General features: G+C 61.9%; 16 protein-coding genes. 12 read left to right on the top strand and 4 right to left on the bottom strand.

Annotated features, from left to right (window positions below; all coding sequences use genetic code 11):
- Positions 1-6: 6 nt before the first annotated feature.
- Positions 7-1113, bottom strand: coding sequence for an FIST signal transduction protein (locus LB568_RS25220; RefSeq protein WP_224731551.1), 1107 nt, complete (start codon positions 1111-1113; stop codon positions 7-9).
- Positions 1114-1456: 343 nt separating this feature from the next.
- Between LB568_RS25220 and LB568_RS25225 the strand changes: the two genes are divergently transcribed.
- From LB568_RS25225 to LB568_RS25255, 7 genes are all read left to right on the top strand, one after another.
- Positions 1457-1957 carry a (2Fe-2S)-binding protein gene (locus LB568_RS25225; RefSeq protein ID WP_140573955.1) on the top strand — a complete coding sequence of 167 codons (501 nt, stop codon included), beginning with the start codon at positions 1457-1459 and terminating at the stop codon, positions 1955-1957.
- A 105-nt stretch (positions 1958-2062) separates the two neighbouring features.
- Positions 2063-4414 (top strand): xanthine dehydrogenase family protein molybdopterin-binding subunit, encoded by a 2352-nt coding sequence (locus tag LB568_RS25230; protein ID WP_224731552.1) that lies wholly within the window; start codon positions 2063-2065, stop codon positions 4412-4414.
- 114 nt (positions 4415-4528) lie between these two features.
- On the top strand, positions 4529-5326 hold the full coding sequence (locus LB568_RS25235) for an FAD binding domain-containing protein (RefSeq protein ID WP_224731553.1): 798 nt from the start codon (positions 4529-4531) through the stop codon (positions 5324-5326).
- A gap of 273 nt (positions 5327-5599) precedes the next feature.
- Positions 5600-6622, top strand: coding sequence for an acyltransferase family protein (locus LB568_RS25240; RefSeq protein ID WP_140573842.1), 1023 nt, complete (start codon positions 5600-5602; stop codon positions 6620-6622).
- A gap of 240 nt (positions 6623-6862) precedes the next feature.
- Positions 6863-8245, top strand: a complete 1383-nt coding sequence (locus LB568_RS25245) for an OFA family MFS transporter (protein WP_140573840.1) — start codon at positions 6863-6865, stop codon at positions 8243-8245.
- 377 nt (positions 8246-8622) lie between these two features.
- Positions 8623-10185 (top strand): caspase family protein, encoded by a 1563-nt coding sequence (locus LB568_RS25250; protein ID WP_181176743.1) that lies wholly within the window; start codon positions 8623-8625, stop codon positions 10183-10185.
- Positions 10186-10282: 97 nt separating this feature from the next.
- The gene (locus LB568_RS25255) at positions 10283-11581 is read left to right on the top strand and encodes a glycoside hydrolase family 3 protein (protein WP_140573834.1); all 1299 of its coding nucleotides are present in this window, start codon (positions 10283-10285) and stop codon (positions 11579-11581) included.
- Positions 11582-11600: 19 nt separating this feature from the next.
- On the opposite strand, the gene LB568_RS25260 is transcribed toward LB568_RS25255, so the two are convergent.
- Together LB568_RS25260 and LB568_RS25265 are read right to left on the bottom strand one after the other, a co-directional pair.
- Positions 11601-12095 carry a GNAT family N-acetyltransferase gene (locus LB568_RS25260; RefSeq protein ID WP_140573832.1) on the bottom strand — a complete coding sequence of 165 codons (495 nt, stop codon included), beginning with the start codon at positions 12093-12095 and terminating at the stop codon, positions 11601-11603.
- A complete protein-coding gene (locus tag LB568_RS25265; RefSeq protein WP_181176742.1) occupies positions 12092-12850 on the bottom strand; it encodes a copper homeostasis protein CutC in 759 nt (252 codons plus the stop codon). The genes LB568_RS25260 and LB568_RS25265 overlap by 4 nt, the downstream gene beginning before the upstream one ends.
- A gap of 202 nt (positions 12851-13052) precedes the next feature.
- Between LB568_RS25265 and LB568_RS25270 the strand changes: the two genes are divergently transcribed.
- Both LB568_RS25270 and LB568_RS25275 read left to right on the top strand, forming a co-directional pair.
- On the top strand, positions 13053-13481 hold the full coding sequence (locus LB568_RS25270) for an SRPBCC family protein (RefSeq protein WP_140573828.1): 429 nt from the start codon (positions 13053-13055) through the stop codon (positions 13479-13481).
- 125 nt (positions 13482-13606) lie between these two features.
- The gene (locus LB568_RS25275; protein WP_140573826.1) at positions 13607-14062 is read left to right on the top strand and encodes a carboxymuconolactone decarboxylase family protein; all 456 of its coding nucleotides are present in this window, start codon (positions 13607-13609) and stop codon (positions 14060-14062) included.
- 100 nt (positions 14063-14162) lie between these two features.
- Here LB568_RS25275 and LB568_RS25280 read toward each other — a convergent pair whose 3' ends face one another.
- Positions 14163-14594, bottom strand: a complete 432-nt coding sequence (locus LB568_RS25280) for a cupin domain-containing protein (protein WP_140573824.1) — start codon at positions 14592-14594, stop codon at positions 14163-14165.
- Positions 14595-14945: 351 nt separating this feature from the next.
- Here LB568_RS25280 and LB568_RS25285 point away from each other — a divergent pair, with 351 nt between their 5' ends.
- From LB568_RS25285 to LB568_RS25295, 3 genes are all read left to right on the top strand, one after another.
- A complete protein-coding gene (locus LB568_RS25285; protein ID WP_140573822.1) occupies positions 14946-15434 on the top strand; it encodes an Hsp20 family protein in 489 nt (162 codons plus the stop codon).
- Positions 15435-15500: 66 nt separating this feature from the next.
- On the top strand, positions 15501-15947 hold the full coding sequence (locus LB568_RS25290) for a hypothetical protein (RefSeq protein ID WP_140573820.1): 447 nt from the start codon (positions 15501-15503) through the stop codon (positions 15945-15947).
- Positions 15948-15993: 46 nt separating this feature from the next.
- Positions 15994-16293: a DUF982 domain-containing protein gene (locus LB568_RS25295; RefSeq protein ID WP_013895077.1), complete on the top strand. Its 300-nt coding sequence runs from the start codon at positions 15994-15996 to the stop codon at positions 16291-16293.
- The last annotated feature ends 343 nt before the right edge of the window (positions 16294-16636 follow it).

Below are 16636 nucleotides of genomic sequence, written 5' to 3' on the forward strand. Positions count from 1 at the left end.
GCCGCCTTATTCTGCCGCCTGGCGGTCGCCGAAAGCGATGCCGGTGAAGGTCTGGTTCAGATGCATCGACCGGTACTGCTCGCCATAGGTGCCGAAGCCGACGACATTGTTGATCCGGTAAAGCTCCGAAATGTCACGAAAGACCTGCCGGTTGCGCGCATCCAACCGGCGCAGCACGCAGTCGAAGCCGAGGATGAGGTCGATGCCACCCAGCCGCTCCTCGACCTCGCGCAGGGCGGCGCGTGTCGATTCCACCATGTCCTTGGGCTGGGCGATCGACAGCACGACGCCGTCGTCGATGGCGCAGAAGAACGACAGCGAACCATCCGCGTGCATTCTCTGGATCGAGCGGCAGTAATATTCGCCGCCCACCTTCACCACCACCGGATGCGAGGCGAAGCTCAACGGCGTCAGGGCCTGCGGGAGAATACCCACGGAAGCGGCATATTCCTCGGCCGCATTGGTGGCGTTGAACTCGCGCACGACGCGATGATCGGCATCGGACGCCGTCACCACCAGCTTTTCGTCGGTCGGAACGAAATTGTCGGTCTTGAAGACGTGGAAAGGGATTTCCGTGGCGATCAGCACGATGATGGCGCTGTCCGAGCTGACCCTGCCGTTCGAGATCAGGCGTGTCGTCTCGAACTTCAGATCGTCGCCGGCCGAGCCGCCGAGCAGGGGGATGTCGTCAAGGCCCCAGTGGATGGCGGAGCTGACCGCCTCCTCGGCATAGGATAGTCCGTCGATGAAGCAGAGCGCGAACGTGTTCCTGGTGTGCTCGCCGCCGACCCGGCCGCGCAGGTTGCGCCTCAAGGCTTCAACCTCGCTGGTGATCCTGTCCATGCCCGACGAGGACAGATCGTCGACCATGGTGCTGACGGCGGTGAACGCCGCCGAGGGCAGCAGCATGGCGAGCACATGGCCGTCCTCGAGGCCCTGCGGCGTGATCTCGCCGGCGGTCGAGCAGCCGGCATGGTGGAGCCCCGGTGCATGGGTCAGAAGTGCCCGTGAAAGGGCGTCGGCTTCGACGAGGCTCTGGGAGAAGAACAGCAGGGCAAAACCAGCGTCGATGGCGGCAGCCTCGGCCGCCACCGCGCATGCAAATGCGTCCATGTCGGGCTCGTCCGTCGTCAGCGCCGACAAGCCGCATGCGTAGCGCGTCCGTGAACTCGTCAGCGGCGTTCTCCCGCATTTCCTCCGACGCTGTTTTTATGCGCTGCTGTTTTTACAAGCTTCCGGCGCGCGGGCGTCGAAGGACATTGTTGCTTCCAACCGGCGTTTTGGCAATGGGGTGAGGGGAATGCATCCTTGGCCCTGGCCATGACCGAAAGTACAATGATCCGGCTTTTCCGTCGCGCTGTTTTTTGTGCATTGTGCGGTGTACGAATGACGCATGGCCGAAGTGCCACAGCGCGTCGGCAGCGTGATGACCAAGGTTGATACCCAGGGAGGGACCATGTCGGACGTTTCGTTGATGGTGAACGGCAAGCGGGTCAGCGGCGCTGCCGAGGATCGAACGCTGCTGGTTCACTTCCTGCGCGAGAATCTCGGCCTCACCGGCACGCATGTCGGCTGCGACACGTCGCAATGCGGCGCCTGCGTCGTGCATGTCGACGGCAAGGCGGTCAAGTCTTGCACCATGCTCGCGGTCCAGGCGTCCGGCTCCAGCGTGGTGACGATCGAAGGTCTTGCCAATGGCGCCGACCTGCATCCCGTCCAGGCGGCGTTCAAGGAACATCACGGCCTGCAATGCGGCTTCTGCACGCCAGGCATGATCATGACGGCCACCGACATGATCAAGCGCCATCCCGAAGGCCTCGACGAGGCGACGGTGCGGGCTGAACTGGAAGGCAATATCTGCCGCTGCACCGGCTACCACAACATCGTCAAGGCGATCCTTGCCGCATCGAAGACGATGTCGAAGGGTGCCAAGGGCAAGGCGAAGCAAGCTGCGTGAGAGAAGAGTGAGTAGTGAGTAGTCCGTAGTCGGTCTGACCGGCGGCGGTCTTCGCTATTCACCTACTCACTACTTCCTACTCACTTTTCCGGGAGGGAATTTCTGATGGGCATTGAAGGTGTTGGCGCTCGCGTGGCGCGCAAGGAAGACAAGCGCTTCATCACCGGCGCGGGCCGCTATGTCGATGACATGGTGGTTCCCGGTATGAAGCATGCGGCGTTCGTGCGCAGCCCGCATGCGCATGCGCAGATCAAGAAGATCGACGTCAAGAAGGCGCAGGGCATGCCGGGCGTCATCGGGGTGCTAACCGGCAAGGAACTCAAGGCCGACGGCATCGGCAACCTCATCTGCGGCTGGATGATCCATTCCAAGGACGGTTCGCCGATGAAGATGGGCGCATGGTCGCCGCTGGCTGTCGACAAGGTCCGCTATGTCGGCGACGCCGTCGTCATCGTCGTGGCCGAGACCAAGGGCCAGGCGCGTGACGCGGCCGAGGCGGTCGAGATCACCTACAAGGAACTGAAGGCCGTCGTCGACGCCACCAAGGCGCTCGAAAAGGGCGCGCCGCAGGTCCACGCCGAAGCCGAGAACAATCTGATCTTCGACTGGGAGATCGGCGATGCCAAGGCGACCGACGCCGCCATCAAGGCGGCGGCGCATGTCACCCGCATGAAGATCGTCAACAACCGGCTGGTGCCGAATGCCATGGAGCCGCGCGCGGCTCTTGGCCACTACGACAAGGCGGAGGATCACTACACCTGCTGGACGACATCGCAGAACCCGCATGTCGCGCGGCTGGTGATGAGCGCCTTCTACAATGTCGCGCCGGAAAACAAGCTGCGGGTGATCGCGCCCGATGTCGGCGGCGGCTTCGGTTCCAAGATCTACATCTATCCCGAAGAGATCGTCTGCCTGTGGGCGTCGAAGAAGACCGGCGTGCCGGTCAAATGGGTCGCAGACCGCACCGAAAGCTTTCTCACCGACGCGCATGGCCGCGACCATGTCTCGACCGTCGAGATGGCGTTCGACAAGAACAACCGGATCACCGGCTTCAAGGTCGACACGATCGCCAATCTCGGCGCCTATATGTCGCTGTTCTCGTCCTGCGTGCCGACCTATCTCTACGCGACGCTTTTGTCGGGGCAGTACGATATTCCGGCCATCCATGCCAATGTGCGCACCGTCTACACCAACACGGCACCCGTCGATGCTTATCGCGGGGCAGGGCGGCCGGAGGCCACCTATCTCCTGGAACGCACCATGGAAGCAGCGGCGCGCGAACTCGGCGTCTCTCCGGCCGAACTGCGGCGCAAGAACTTCATCACCGTCTTTCCGCACCAGACCCCGGTGATCATGAACTATGACGCCGGCGACTATGGCGCCTCGCTCGACGCGGCGATGAAGACCTCCGACTATGCCGGCTTTGCCAAGCGCAAGGCCGCGGCGGCAAAGCAGGGCAAACTGCGCGGCATCGGCATGAGCTGCTACATCGAGGCGTGCGGCATCGCGCCGTCGGCGGCGGTCGGCTCGCTCGGCGCTGGCGTCGGCCTTTGGGAATCGGCCGAAGTGCGGGTCAACGCGGTCGGCACGATCGAGGTGCTGACCGGCTCGCACAGCCATGGCCAGGGCCATGAGACGACGTTCGCGCAATTGGTCAACGAGCGTTTCGGAGTGCCGATCGATTCGGTTTCGATCGTCCATGGCGATACCGACAAGGTGCAGATGGGCATGGGCACCTACGGGTCGCGCTCGGGTGCGGTCGGCATGTCGGCGATCGCCAAGGCGCTCGACAAGGTCGAGGCCAAGGCCAAGAAGATCGCCGCGCATCTGCTCGAGGCCGACGAAGGCGACATCGTCATCGAGAACGGCGCGCTGAAGGTCGCCGGCACCGACAAGAACGTGCCGTGGTTCCAGGTGGCGCTTGCCGCCTACACCGCGCACAATCTGCCGGCCGGGATGGAGCCCGGGCTGAAGGAAACGGCCTTCTACGATCCGTCGAACTTCACCTTCCCGGCGGGCTGCTACATCTGCGAGGTCGAGATCGACCCGGAAACGGGTACGACCGAGATCGTCCAGTTCGTGGCAGCCGACGATTTCGGCAACATCATCAACCCGATGATCGTCGAGGGCCAGGTGCATGGCGGCATCGCCCAGGGCGTCGGCCAGGCGCTGCTGGAAGGCGCTCATTATGACGAGAGCGGGCAGCTGCTGACGGCGAGCTACATGGACTACACCATGCCGCGCGCGGACGACCTGCCGTCATTCAAGGTCTCGACGTCGAACACCCCGTGTCCGGGCAATCCGCTCGGCATCAAGGGCTGCGGCGAGGCCGGCGCCATCGGCTCTCCGCCGGCAGTGATCAACGCCATCACCGATGCCATCGGCATCCCCGACATTGCCATGCCGGCTTCGCCGTCCACCGTGTGGGCCGCGATCCGTGCCGCGACGAAGCACTGAAAGGAGTGAGTAGGGAGTAGTGAGAGCGAATAGGGAAGCGCTTCATCAACAACGGCAGCTGAGCATTCACTACTGACTAGCCACTACTGACTAAGCACTCTCAAGGAGGACCCCATGTACGCAGTCAACTACCACCGTGCCGCCTCGGTCACTGAAGCCGCCAAGCTGATCAAGACGGACGACGCCAAGCTGCTCTCGGGAGGCATGACCTTGATCCCGGCCATGAAGACGCGGCTGGCGGCGCCTTCCGATCTCGTCGACCTGTCGCGCATCAAGGAGCTGCAAGGCGTCAAGGTGTCGGGCAAGACGGTCACCATCGGCGCTGCCACGACGCATTTCGACGTCGCCAATGACGAGAAGCTGAAGAAGGCGTGCCCGGCGCTTGCCCATCTGGCGTCGCTGATCGGCGACCCGGCGGTACGCCACAGGGGCACGATCGGCGGCTCGATCGCCAACAACGATCCGGCGGCCGACTACCCAGCGGCGCTGCTGGCGCTGGGGGCCACCATCGTCACCAACAAGCGCGAGATAGCCGCCGACAAGTTCTTCAAGGGGCTGTTCGAGACCGCATTGAAGGATGGCGAGATCATCACCGCGGTCACCTTCACCGCACCGGCGAAGGCCGCCTATGAAAAATTCCGCAACCCGGCCTCGCGCTACGCGATCGTCGGCGTGTTCGTGGCCAAGGGCAAGGATGGCGTCAGCGTCGCCGTCACCGGCGCCGGCGACGACGGCGTCTTCCGCTCGAAGGAGATCGAGGCGGCGCTGGCGAAGAGCTTCGATGCCGCGTCGCTCAATGGTGTGAAGGTGTCTGCCAAGAACCTGATGACCGACATCCACGCTTCCGCCGACTATCGCGCCAATCTGATCTCGGTGATGGCCAAGCGCGCGGTGGCGGCAGCCAACGCCTGACATCATCGGTTTTGGACAAGGAGAGGGGCCGCCACGGCCCCTTTTTCGTATGCGGCGACCCTTAGCGCTCCGATTCCCCTAGGGATCAACCCCTGCGCAGTTCCTTTGCGTGAAGCAATTACGGCCAGCTACTTTTCCTGGTACTGCCTGGGCTGCAATCTCGCACTTGCACAAAATTATCTTGCACTGCAATATGACATGGGGCGGGAATGCGAGCCGGGTTCGGAGCATGCACCGCCGTGCCTTTCGCATGTCCAACGCGAAGGGATCGGCATGTCCGAAATTTCCGCCACCCATCTGGCTCCGCCGCTATCGGTCGCCGACAGATCGACCAGAACCAGGCTGGCCTATCTCGACGGCTGGCGCGGACTGTCGATCGCCCTGGTGCTGATCGGGCATTTCTTTCCGGTTCCCGGAATCAATCTCGGGGTGCTGGGCGTCGAATTTTTCTTCGTGCTCAGCGGCCGGCTGATGGGCGAGATCCTGTTCATCGAACGCTACCCTCTGAAGAAGTTCTTCAAGCGCCGCTTCTCGCGCATCTATCCAGCACTTCTGGTGTTCGTTGCCGTTGCCATGGTCGCGCTGTCGGGAACGTTCATCGCCTTCAAATGGAAGGCGGCGCTGACGGCGCTGACATTCACCTACAATTACGCCGGAATTCTCGTCACCCGCGCCGGTGCGCTGGACCATATCTGGTCGCTCTGCGTCGAGGAGCATGCCTATGTGATCCTGGCCCTGATCAGCGCCACCGTTGCCAGGCGCGACCGCGTCATACCGTTGCTGCTGGCGCTGGCCTTGCTCGCAATGGCGAACGGGGCGGTGTCTTACTGGGTGTTCAGACTGGACTACGAGAGCACCTACTGGCGCACCGATGTGCACATCGCATCGATCCTGCTGTCGGCATCGATCTGCCTGCTCAAGGCCGATGGCAGGCTGCCGGCCATGTTGAAGGGGCCCTATGTCGCCCTGGCGGCTGCGGCCGGCGCGGTTTTGCTGTTCATGGATCCCGTGCCGACGCCGATCCATTACCTGGTCGCCGTGCCGCTGCTGGCGATTGCCGTCAACGCGCTCGATTTCAGCGCCCAATTCTTTTCCGGATTGCTGTCGTCCTGGCCGATGGCGACGTTGGGCCTGTGGTCGTATTCGCTCTATCTGTGGCAGCAGCCATTCTACAAATTCGTCTACGAACAAGGCAGCGACCCGTGGCTGATGCTGGCCGGGGTTTTTGCCTGCGCGCTCTGCAGCTACTACGTCATCGAGCGGCCGGCGCGCGAATGGCTCAACCGCAACTGGTGAATGCTATCGTCATCGCTGCCAATGCCGTTCAGGCCACGCTGCTCACCTGAGCAGATGATCAATTGATAGTCTCTAATGTACCCAATTTTGCGCGGTGGTCTGATTGCCGACGCATCCATGTCTTCTTAGACATTGGTCTTATGGGCATGCACTCCTTATTGCCCCGCCTTCTTGCCCGCCTAGTTTGTTCACGGGAATACCATCTGGGAGGATGGTTCGGGGGCTATCTGGGAGGATGGAATGGCGACGACGACCGCAGAAGGCGCCGCAGGCTGGCTTGATCGCTCACACACGATCGCCGAGCCGGGTTTCAGCCGATGGATGGTGCCGCCGGCCGCACTCTGCATCCACCTTTGCATCGGCCAGGCCTATGCGTTCAGCGTCTTCAATCTGCCGATGTCGAAGCTGATCGGCATCACCGATTCGGCGCCCGACGACTGGAAGCTGACCGGGCTCGGCTGGATTTTCTCGATCGCGATCCTGTTCCTAGGCATCGCGGCCGCGTTCGGCGGCGGCTGGCTGGACCGCGTCGGGCCACGCAAGGCCATGGTCGCGGCAGCCTGCTGCTTCGGTGGCGGCTTCATCGTCTCGGCGCTCGGTGTCTACCTGCACCAATTGTGGATCATCTATCTCGGCTACGGCGTGCTCGGCGGCATTGGCCTCGGCCTTGGCTACATCTCGCCGGTCAAGACGCTGATCACCTGGTTTCCCGACCGGCCGGGCATGGCGACCGGCATGGCGATCATGGGTTTCGGCGGCGGCGCCTTCATCGCCTCGCCGCTGTCGGTCTATCTGATGAAGCTGTTTTCGACGCCCGAACACATCGGCGTCGCCGAAACCTTCGTCGTGCTGGGCGTCGTCTATTTCATCTTCATGCTGATCGGCGCCGTCATCGTCAGGGTGCCGCCGGAAGGCTGGCGGCCCGCCGGCTGGGTGCCGCCGGCAACGCAAAATTCGATGGTGACGAGTGCCAATGTCCATCTCGACGATGCGCTGAAGACGCCGCAATTCTGGCTGCTGTGGGGCGTTCTCTGCCTCAACGTGACGGCAGGCATCGGTGTCCTCGGCCAAGCCTCGGCCATGAGCCAGGAGATGTTCCCAGGACGCATCTCGGCTGCCGCCGCAGCCGGTTTTGTCGGGCTGCTGTCGATCTTCAACATGCTCGGCCGCTTCTTCTGGGCCACGACCAGCGACTATATCGGCCGCAAGATGACCTATGCGGTGTTCTTCGCGCTGGGCGTCGTCCTCTACGCGGCGGTGCCGTGGACCGGCCAGTCGGGCAGCGTGTTCCTGTTCGTGCTGTTCTACGGCGTCATCCTCAGCATGTATGGCGGCGGCTTTGCCGCCATTCCCGCCTATCTGCGCGATGTCTTCGGCGTGCGCTACGTCGGCGCCATCCACGGTCGTCTTTTGACGGCATGGTCGGTGGCGGGCGTGCTGGGGCCGGTGCTGGTGAATTACATCAGGCAATACCAGATCGACAGCGGGGTGGCGAAGGCCGATGCCTATACGGTCACCATGTACATCATGGCCGGCCTGCTCGTTGTCGGCTTCCTGCTCAACCTCATGATGCGGCCGGTCAATCAGCGCTTCCACATGAAGGCCGAACGGGCTGCTGCGTAAAGAGAGTGATGACGATGCACTCGATCAAACTGACGCTCGCCTGGCTGCTGGTCGGCATACCGCTGGTGTGGGGTTTCTGGATGACCTTGATGAGCGCGGCGGCGTTGTTCCAATAGCCGCGCCTGCCACTGCAACTCTGCTTGGCCGGATGACCGCGTATCCGGCACGCCAGCAGGTAGCCACCTCAAGGTTGCCTTTCTTTTGGCAATATACTTATCATAACTGCTGGCTACGAGACCGCGCTTGAAATGCTTGAGCGGTTGCGGCCGGGGTTCGGCGTCATGCGGATTTGGCGCTTTGGGTGGGGCGGTTGGATGCATAGGGTTGTAACGGCTCTCGGGCTGATGCTGTGGTGCATCCTGTTTGCCTTGCCGTCATTGGCCGCCGACAAGGTGGCCCTGGTCATCGGCAATTCGAATTATGACCATGTTGGCCTGCTCCCCAATCCGAAGAACGATGCCGACGACGTCGCCGCGGCCCTTGAGGGCGTCGGGTTTTCGGTGCGAAAAGCGACCGATGTCACCTTCGATCAGATGAGGCAGGCGCTTGGTGCGTTTTCGCACGACGCCGCTCAGGCCGATATGGCCGTGGTGTTCTTCGCAGGGCACGGCATCGAAGTCGACAAGCACAATTTCCTGCTTCCGACCGATGCCAAGCTGGAAAGCGACCTGGACGTCAATTTTCAGACCGTGCCGCTCGATATGGTGGTGGACGCGGTAAGCCGGGCGCACTCCCTGAGACTGGTCTTTCTCGACGCTTGCCGAAACAACCCTTTCGCCAACCGCATGCGCCTGTCGGACGCGACGCGTTCGATCGGACGGGGGTTGTCGCCCATCGAACCCAAGGGCAGCACGATCGTTTTCTATTCAGCGCGCGACGGAACCGTCGCCAGCGACGGATCGGGCCGCAACAGCCCTTACAGTCAGGCGTTGCTCAAATATCTCCCGCAGGCCGATCTCGATGTCGACAAGATGCTGAGGAAGATCAGGGATGATGTGCTGAAGGCCACCAACAACGTCCAGGAGCCCACCACCTATGGGTTGCTGCCCAGCGAAGATATTTTCCTGGTTCAGTCGCGGTCGGCCGTTTCCCTCGTCGAAAAGCCAAAGGGGGACGATCCGCCGGTGACGGTCCCGGCTGCAATTCCGGTCGACCCGGCAGCGACGGAATGGGCGGCGATCGAAAACCTTGAAAGTCCGGCAATTCTGCGGACCTTTATCCAGGCGCACGGCGATACCGTGTATGGGAAATACGCCGAGGCAAGGCTCGCCGAACTGCAAGAGCGCGAAAGGCAACGCCAGCAGACAGGGGAACAGCAATCCAGCCAGCCGCCACCGGCGAGCCAGGCTTCGCTTCAGTCGCCGCAATACAACATTCCTTCGACAACGCCGGCACCGCCCCGGCACTGGTATCTGGCGACATATTCGAACGTGGATTTTTATGGTGGAGACCTGTACTCGAAAGGTCTTGAATCGGCGTCGCTGGATCAGTGCGCGCAGACTTGTGCCGCCAACCTTTCCTGCAAACTCTTCACCTACAACAGTGCAAAGAACCGTTGTTTTCCCAAGTCGGAATTTTCCTACGCCCAGATAATGTCGGGTGCTCAGGCAGGCTATTTCTTTGAAAGCGAAAGACGGGACCAGGCTCCGACATTCAGGGCCGAATGGGAAATCTTCGTGAAGGCCGACCTTTTGGGCGGCGACAATTACTCCGCCAGGGCATCCTCGTATGACGACTGCCTGCTGATGTGCAAATCGGATCAATCCTGTCGCGCCTTCTCCTATGTGCCGTTCGGCAAAAGCAAAAGCTGTTGGATCAAGACGTTCGCTGCGACGTTGCCCACATACAGTCAAAAGACGGAGCGGGGCATCGTGTCGGGCAGGCGGGCCGATATGGTCGTCAGGGCCGACGGCGTCTACGACACGGCCGCACGGTACTGACCTTGCGGTTTCGGTCGCGGCAGCTGTCATGGTTAACCGTCGGTTAGCGACCTCGACGTATTGATTGCGGGGAAACCGTCAAACGGGAGATTCACGGGTGTTCTCCATCAAGCTGGTAACCGGGTTTTTTTCGGCGCTGCTGATGACTTCGGTGGCCGTCGCGGGTCCGCAGGCGGCTCAGGTGAAAGCCGATGCCAAGACGTCCGACTCCAAGACGGCCGCTTCGCGAAGGGTCGACGATTCGAGTCTCCGCGTGATGATTGGCCAGATGATCCTGGTCGGCTTCAATGGAGTCTCGGCCGACGCGGCGTCGGTGGTCGCGGTCAGGCAAGAGATCGCCGACGGCAGCATCGGGGGGATCATGTATCTTTCTGACAACGTCAGCGACAGAACGCACGTGGCGGCGATGAACGCGGCGTTTCTGGCCGCCAATCGGAAGTTGCCGCCCTTCATTTCCGTCGATGAGGAGGGAGGGGCAATTGCAAGATTGACGGCTGGCAACGGATTTCACGAGGTTCCGGCCGCCGTCGATGTCGCCAGCAAGTTCTCGCCTCGCGGCGCGTACGAACTCTACTCCAGGCTCGCGACGGATTTGCACGAATGGGGCTTCAACCTCAATTTCGGTCCGGTGGCGGACCTGAATGTGAATCCCGCCAATCCCATTATCGGGAAGTTGGGCAGGAGCTTTTCCGCGAACCCGGAAATCGTCGCCCAATATGGCGCGGCCTTCGTAAGGGCACATCGTGATGCGGGTGTCGTAACCACGCTCAAGCATTTTCCCGGGCACGGCTCGAGCTCGACCGATAGCCACAAGGGGCTGGCGGACGTATCCGGCACCTGGTCGAGCCAGGAACTGATTCCGTTTCGCAAACTGATCAATGCGGGCTACGCGGACTCGGTCATGGTGGGCCATCTCTACGACCGCGCCCTGCAAAAGGGGGAAGCCGTGGGGCCAGCCTCGCTCTCATCGGCGATCGTTACTGGCCTGCTGCGCAAAGACCTTGGCTTCGAAGGCGTCGTCTTTTCGGACGACCTGCAAATGAACGCCGTGGAAAAGAGCTATTCGTTCGGTGGCGCGGTTGTGCGCGCCGTCGAGGCGGGAGATGATATTCTGATCTTCTCGAACCATAAGAACCCGGATGCCGACCTACCCGAAAAGGTCATCGACATCCTCATGGCTGAAGCCCGCAGGAACCCGGTGGTCGCGGCCAACATCGTGAAGTCGTTTGCCAAGATATCGGCTCTCAAGGCAAGCCTCGCACAGCGGGGTGGTCCAAAGATCGATCTGCTTTCGACCAAATCCATCACGCCCGATCCGGGAAACGAGGTCATGCCGGCCGACGTGGAGATGGTTCGGCGCGACATGGCCTTGAAGGTCGTTGGGCTGCCGGGCTGACCCGTCCTGGCCTGACCCGCTAGGCCGCCGCGGCCAATTTCCGCGCGTAATAGCGCACTGCCTTCTTGCCGCCATGGATCACCGCGTCGCCGACTTCGGCGAAGCCGAGCGCGGCGTGGAAGGCGTCAGAGGCGGGGTTGGGCGGGTCGCTGTTGACCTCGCAGGTGACCAGCGTGTGGCCGGCGCGCCGGGCGTGGTCGAACAGATCCTGATAAAGCAGGCGCGCGTGGCCACGGCCCCTCGCATGCGCGGCCACCACGACACGGTCGACATAGACGAAGCGTTCGTAGCGTTCGCGGAACCAGACAAAATTCGGGCTGTCGTAGCTGGCGTCCTGGTCGAAGGTCATGATGAAGGCTTCGAGATCGCCGATGCGCCTGGTGTAAAACGCTTCGCCGAGCAGGAAGGACAGCCGCTCGGCTTCGAGCCACGACAGTTCGGCGGCATGCTCGTTGTTGAGGGCGAGGATAGAGGCTTCGTCGCCTTGTGATATGCGGCTGATCGCGGAGGTCATGCCTTGGCCGCCGCGATCGTTGCCGCCACCAGCGGTGTGTCGGTCAAAATGTTGCGATACTCACGGTCGAGATCGGAGCCGCCCATGCCAACCCTTGGATTGCGGTAGCGCATGGCGCTCGGCACGTCCTTGAGGGCGGCGAAATGCATTTCCGCCAGCCCGGTCTTTGCGCGCACCTCGGCGATGTTGCCGAGATCGAGCCCGCCGCAACCAAGGATGATGATCCGGTCACCGGCCTGTCGCACCAGATCCGCCAGCAACGGCAGGCCTTCGATGGCGGTGTCGCGCTGGCCGCTGGTCAGCACGCGGCCGACCTTGCAGCGTATCAGCGCATCCAGCGCCTCGCTGGGATCGCGCGTCATGTCGAAGGCGCGGTGACAAGTGACGTTCAGCGGACCTGCTGCCTCGGTCAATTCGCCCATGCGCCGTTCATCGATGGTGCCATCGGCGTTCAGGCAGCCATACACGACGCCGGGCACGCCGAGGTCGCGGAGTGCTGCTACATCGGCGAGCATCGAGCGGTATTCGGTCTCGCTGTAGAGAAAATCGCCGCCGCGCGGCCGCACCATGACGTGAAACGGCACGGTGGCCTGGTCCAGCGCCGCGCGCACCGTGCCGAGACTCGGCGTGATGCCGCCTTCGACAAGGCTGGCGCACAGTTCGACCCGGTCGGCCCCGGCCGCCTGCGCGGCAAGCAGGCCATCGATGCCTTCGACACAGATTTCGATCAGCGGTGGGCGAGTTTCAGCGGTCAAGGGATGATCCAGTCCATGATGTCGCGAAAAGCCCTAGCACCCGGGCGGCCGGCGCGAAAGCGTGAACGGCAGGCCGTCATTTGGACCAGGCGGGCATTTGCCGGCTTGACAGTTGTATAACTGCGAGGTTATGGGTTAATTCATAGCTGGTGAGTTATTGATTTTGCCTGAGCAGCGCGAACACGGCAAGGAGGAACGAGGCATGACACAAACCAAATCGATCGTCGTCGAGCGGCTGATTCCGCATTCGGCGGAGAAGATATGGCGCGCACTGACCGTGCCTGAACTCGTTGCCGAGTGGCTCATGCAGAACGATTTCGCGGCGCAGGAGGGGCATCGCTTCACCTTCCGGGCAGCACCGGTGCCGGGCTGGTCTGGGGTGACGAACTGCGTGGTGTTGAAAGTCGAGGCGCCGCGCCTGCTTGCCTATAGCTGGGGCGACGGAAGCGAATCCGACAGCGGGCTGAAGACCGTGGTGACCTGGTCGCTCACGCCCGAGGGTGCTGCGACCCGGGTGCGGATGGAGCATTCGGGGTTCCGGCCCGCCGACGGGCGCGGATATGTCGGCATGGGAAGCGGCTGGCCGCGTATTCTGGAACGGCTGGAGCAGGTGGCCGCGAAGCAAGGCTGACGGCCGAGCTTTCATCGACCAGACCGGTCGGCACTGCTGCCGATCGCAACAGTTCGCGCCGGAGGCTCCGCTCCCGGGCTCGGCAAAACACGCCCTGCCAAAACATGTTTTCAAAGGAGAAGACCATGCAAGCGAGAATCAAGAACCCGGTGATGCTTATCCCAGGCGCCCTGCAGGCGTTGCTGGCGCTGGACAAGTCGACCGAGGCGGCCGACGTGCCCTATGTGACGCGCAAGCTGATCCATCTGCGCGCCAGCCAGATCAATGCCTGCAGCCTATGCGTCGACATGCATGCGCGCGAACTGAAGAAGGCCGGCGAGAAGGACGAGCGCATCTTTGCGCTGGCGGCATGGCGGGAGACGCCATACTTCACCGATGCCGAACGCGCGGCCCTCGCGCTGGCGGAGGCCGGCACAAGGCTCGCCGATCGCCCGGACGCCGTGCCGGACGATGTCTGGGACGAAGCCGCCCGCCACTATGACGAAAAGGCGCTTGCCGCGCTCGTTGTCCAGATCGCCCTGATCAACGCTTTCAACCGGCTGAACGCGACGACACGACAGATGGTCGGCTCCTGGGGCTGAGCGCTGGGTCAAGCGCTTGGGGCAAGCCGACTGTCGGCGACCGCGCGGAAAGGCGGGCGGCGCTCGCGTTCCCGCCTTCAGGGCACAGGCATCGCCTTGGCTACTGGCGCAATTCCGTATTCTTGGCGCCTTCCTCGACCTGATCGATCACCAGCAGCTTGACCGGGCCATCGCCGATGTTGGTGGCCTGATGCCATTGGCCGATCATTTCGATGATGAAATCGCCCGTCTTGTAGGTGTTGCTGTTGCCGGTCTCGACATTGGTGACCTTCAGCGTCCCGGCCTCGACATAGGCGTAGCGCGGGAAGGGGTGCCGGTGCACCGGCAAGGTCGCGCCCGGCGCGATGTCATAGGTCGACACCAGCACCTGCACGCTCTTCTGCGGCAGCGTGATCGGCTGCCCGGATGCGGTGGTGGTGCGCGAAGCCAGCGGCGTGACCACGACAGGCGTGCCGCTGCTGTCGAGTGCCAGGGCATTCGTTGCAAACGATGCAGCTGTGAGTAGCAGTGCCGATGCCAGGATCTTGCGCATGATTCCTCCCTGAATCGCCACATCTATCACCCGGCGGCGGGGTGCGTACAAGCATTGTACTTGAGTTGAGGGTGATGCGATCGAGTAACGGCGGGCCGGCCCATGATCCACGCACTCGCAACGTCACGCATGGAGTCGCTAGGATTACGACACAGTTCTCATAGCAGCGGTCTCGTACCGCCAGGGAAGGATCGTTGGTGCTGTTCCGAAAAAATTTTCGCAACGACCTCTTGAAGGGAAAAAACGCGATTCCCAGATCGTTTTCCGTCGAGGCTACGGCTCGACAAAATGGCGTCGCGGCGACGCTGCGGCGGCCTCATAACCCCATGTTGCTTCACGGAGGATATGGCTATGAGAAGCTTTGATTATGCCCCCCTTTACCGCACGACGGTCGGTTTCGACCGACTCTTCGACATGCTCGAAAACAGCGTGCGTTCGGACTGGCCTCCTTACAACATCGAGAAGAATGGCGACAATGACTATCGCATTACGATGGCTGTCGCCGGCTTCGGTCTCGACGAAGTAGAGCTTGTGCAGAACGGACCCGAATTGTCCGTGACCGGACAGAGGAAACCTGATCAGGAAAATCGGGAAATCCTCCATCGCGGTCTGGCGATAGGCAACTTCAAGCAGGTTTTCAAACTTGCAGACCACGTCAAGGTCAAGGCAGCCAATCTCCAGAATGGCCTGCTGTCGGTGGACCTGGTCCGCGAAGTGCCCGAAGAACTCAAGCCCCGGCGCATCGAGATCAGCTCCGAAGCCAAAGGGCTTCCCCTCAAGAAATCCGACAAGAAGGAAGCCATCAAGCTGAACGCAGAACCGGAGCGCGAAGTAGCTTGACCCTGCAATCCAGTTTGTTGTCTGCCTCCCGGCTCTGCCGGGAGGCACAGATTGCGGAGAATGGAGATGAAATCCGAAGCTTACGATTATCATGAACCGAAAAACCTCGCCGCTGAATACGCTGCGCTGCAGACACCTGATGACGTGCTGAAAGAGGAGATGACGATCGGCGCAAAACGGGCTTTGCTCGCTTACTGGGCTTCCGATGTCCATGCGGTTCCGGGCAGGCCTGCCTTACGTCAATTGGAAAACGGCGTCATCGTGAAGGTCGGCGATATCCTTCGTGCTCTCAACCAGTTGGACGAAATTGAAGGCAAGCCGCCGGTTTCCAGGGCGCGGGAGAGCGGCGGCCGATCCTCAGATCGGCGTCGCGACAAAGCCAGGCGCAGCTGGCTGCGGTATCCCTGGCGAGATGACGATGATGATCCGCCGCCGGTTCCCGCGTATGTCGCGGTCCCGCCCAGACGCGGAGATGGTGGCGTGTTCGCGGCGCCTGAGCACGCAGCCGCGTGACGAGCCGATTCAGCAAACTGGTTCGCTCAACCGAAAGGAGGTCTAGATGGGCGATAGGATGTTCGATCAACCGGTATTGGTAATCAATGGCCAGTTCATTCAAGAACTGGGATGTCTCGAAGACGCTTTCGATTTCTTGCATGATTGGCCACGGGAGCGGCGGGGCCCGATTTTCGAAACCGCCTTCCGGGCCTGCCAGCGTGCTTACGACGGCCAGGTTTCACTGTCGGTCGCGCGCGATGCTGTTGCTGGGTTCGCAAGATCCGTCAAAATCCTGCAAGAGCCGCTTGCTCCGCTCCCCTGGATGGGCGGCATGAATTCCGGCCGCGGCGGGATCGCGGCTTGATTTCGACAATGATGGCGGCGCCACGAAGGTGGCGTCGCTGCCGCTATGCTGCTCTTCCGGATGTCTGCGCCGCCGTGCAACTTTCCGGGGGTCGGCGGGCCGAGGTCCGATAGCTTCGTCATCCCCATCGAACTTTCAGTTCGTCTAAAATGTTCCGGAACCCTCCGTTCCGTCAAAGTCTAATGATCAGGAACGCACACTGGAAAGCTCGTGCGGTAACGGTTGATTCAACCATCGATGGTAATTTGGTGTGCAGTGGCGGCTCCGACATGGGGGCGGGCGCTTGAGTGCCGGAGCCGCCTGCGCAGCCCGGTTGGGGTTTGACCGCGCCGTCCTAGAATGG

It is taken from the genome of Mesorhizobium sp. B263B2A (genome assembly GCF_020165775.1).
GTDB classification, from domain to species: Bacteria; Pseudomonadota; Alphaproteobacteria; order Rhizobiales; family Rhizobiaceae; genus Mesorhizobium; species Mesorhizobium opportunistum.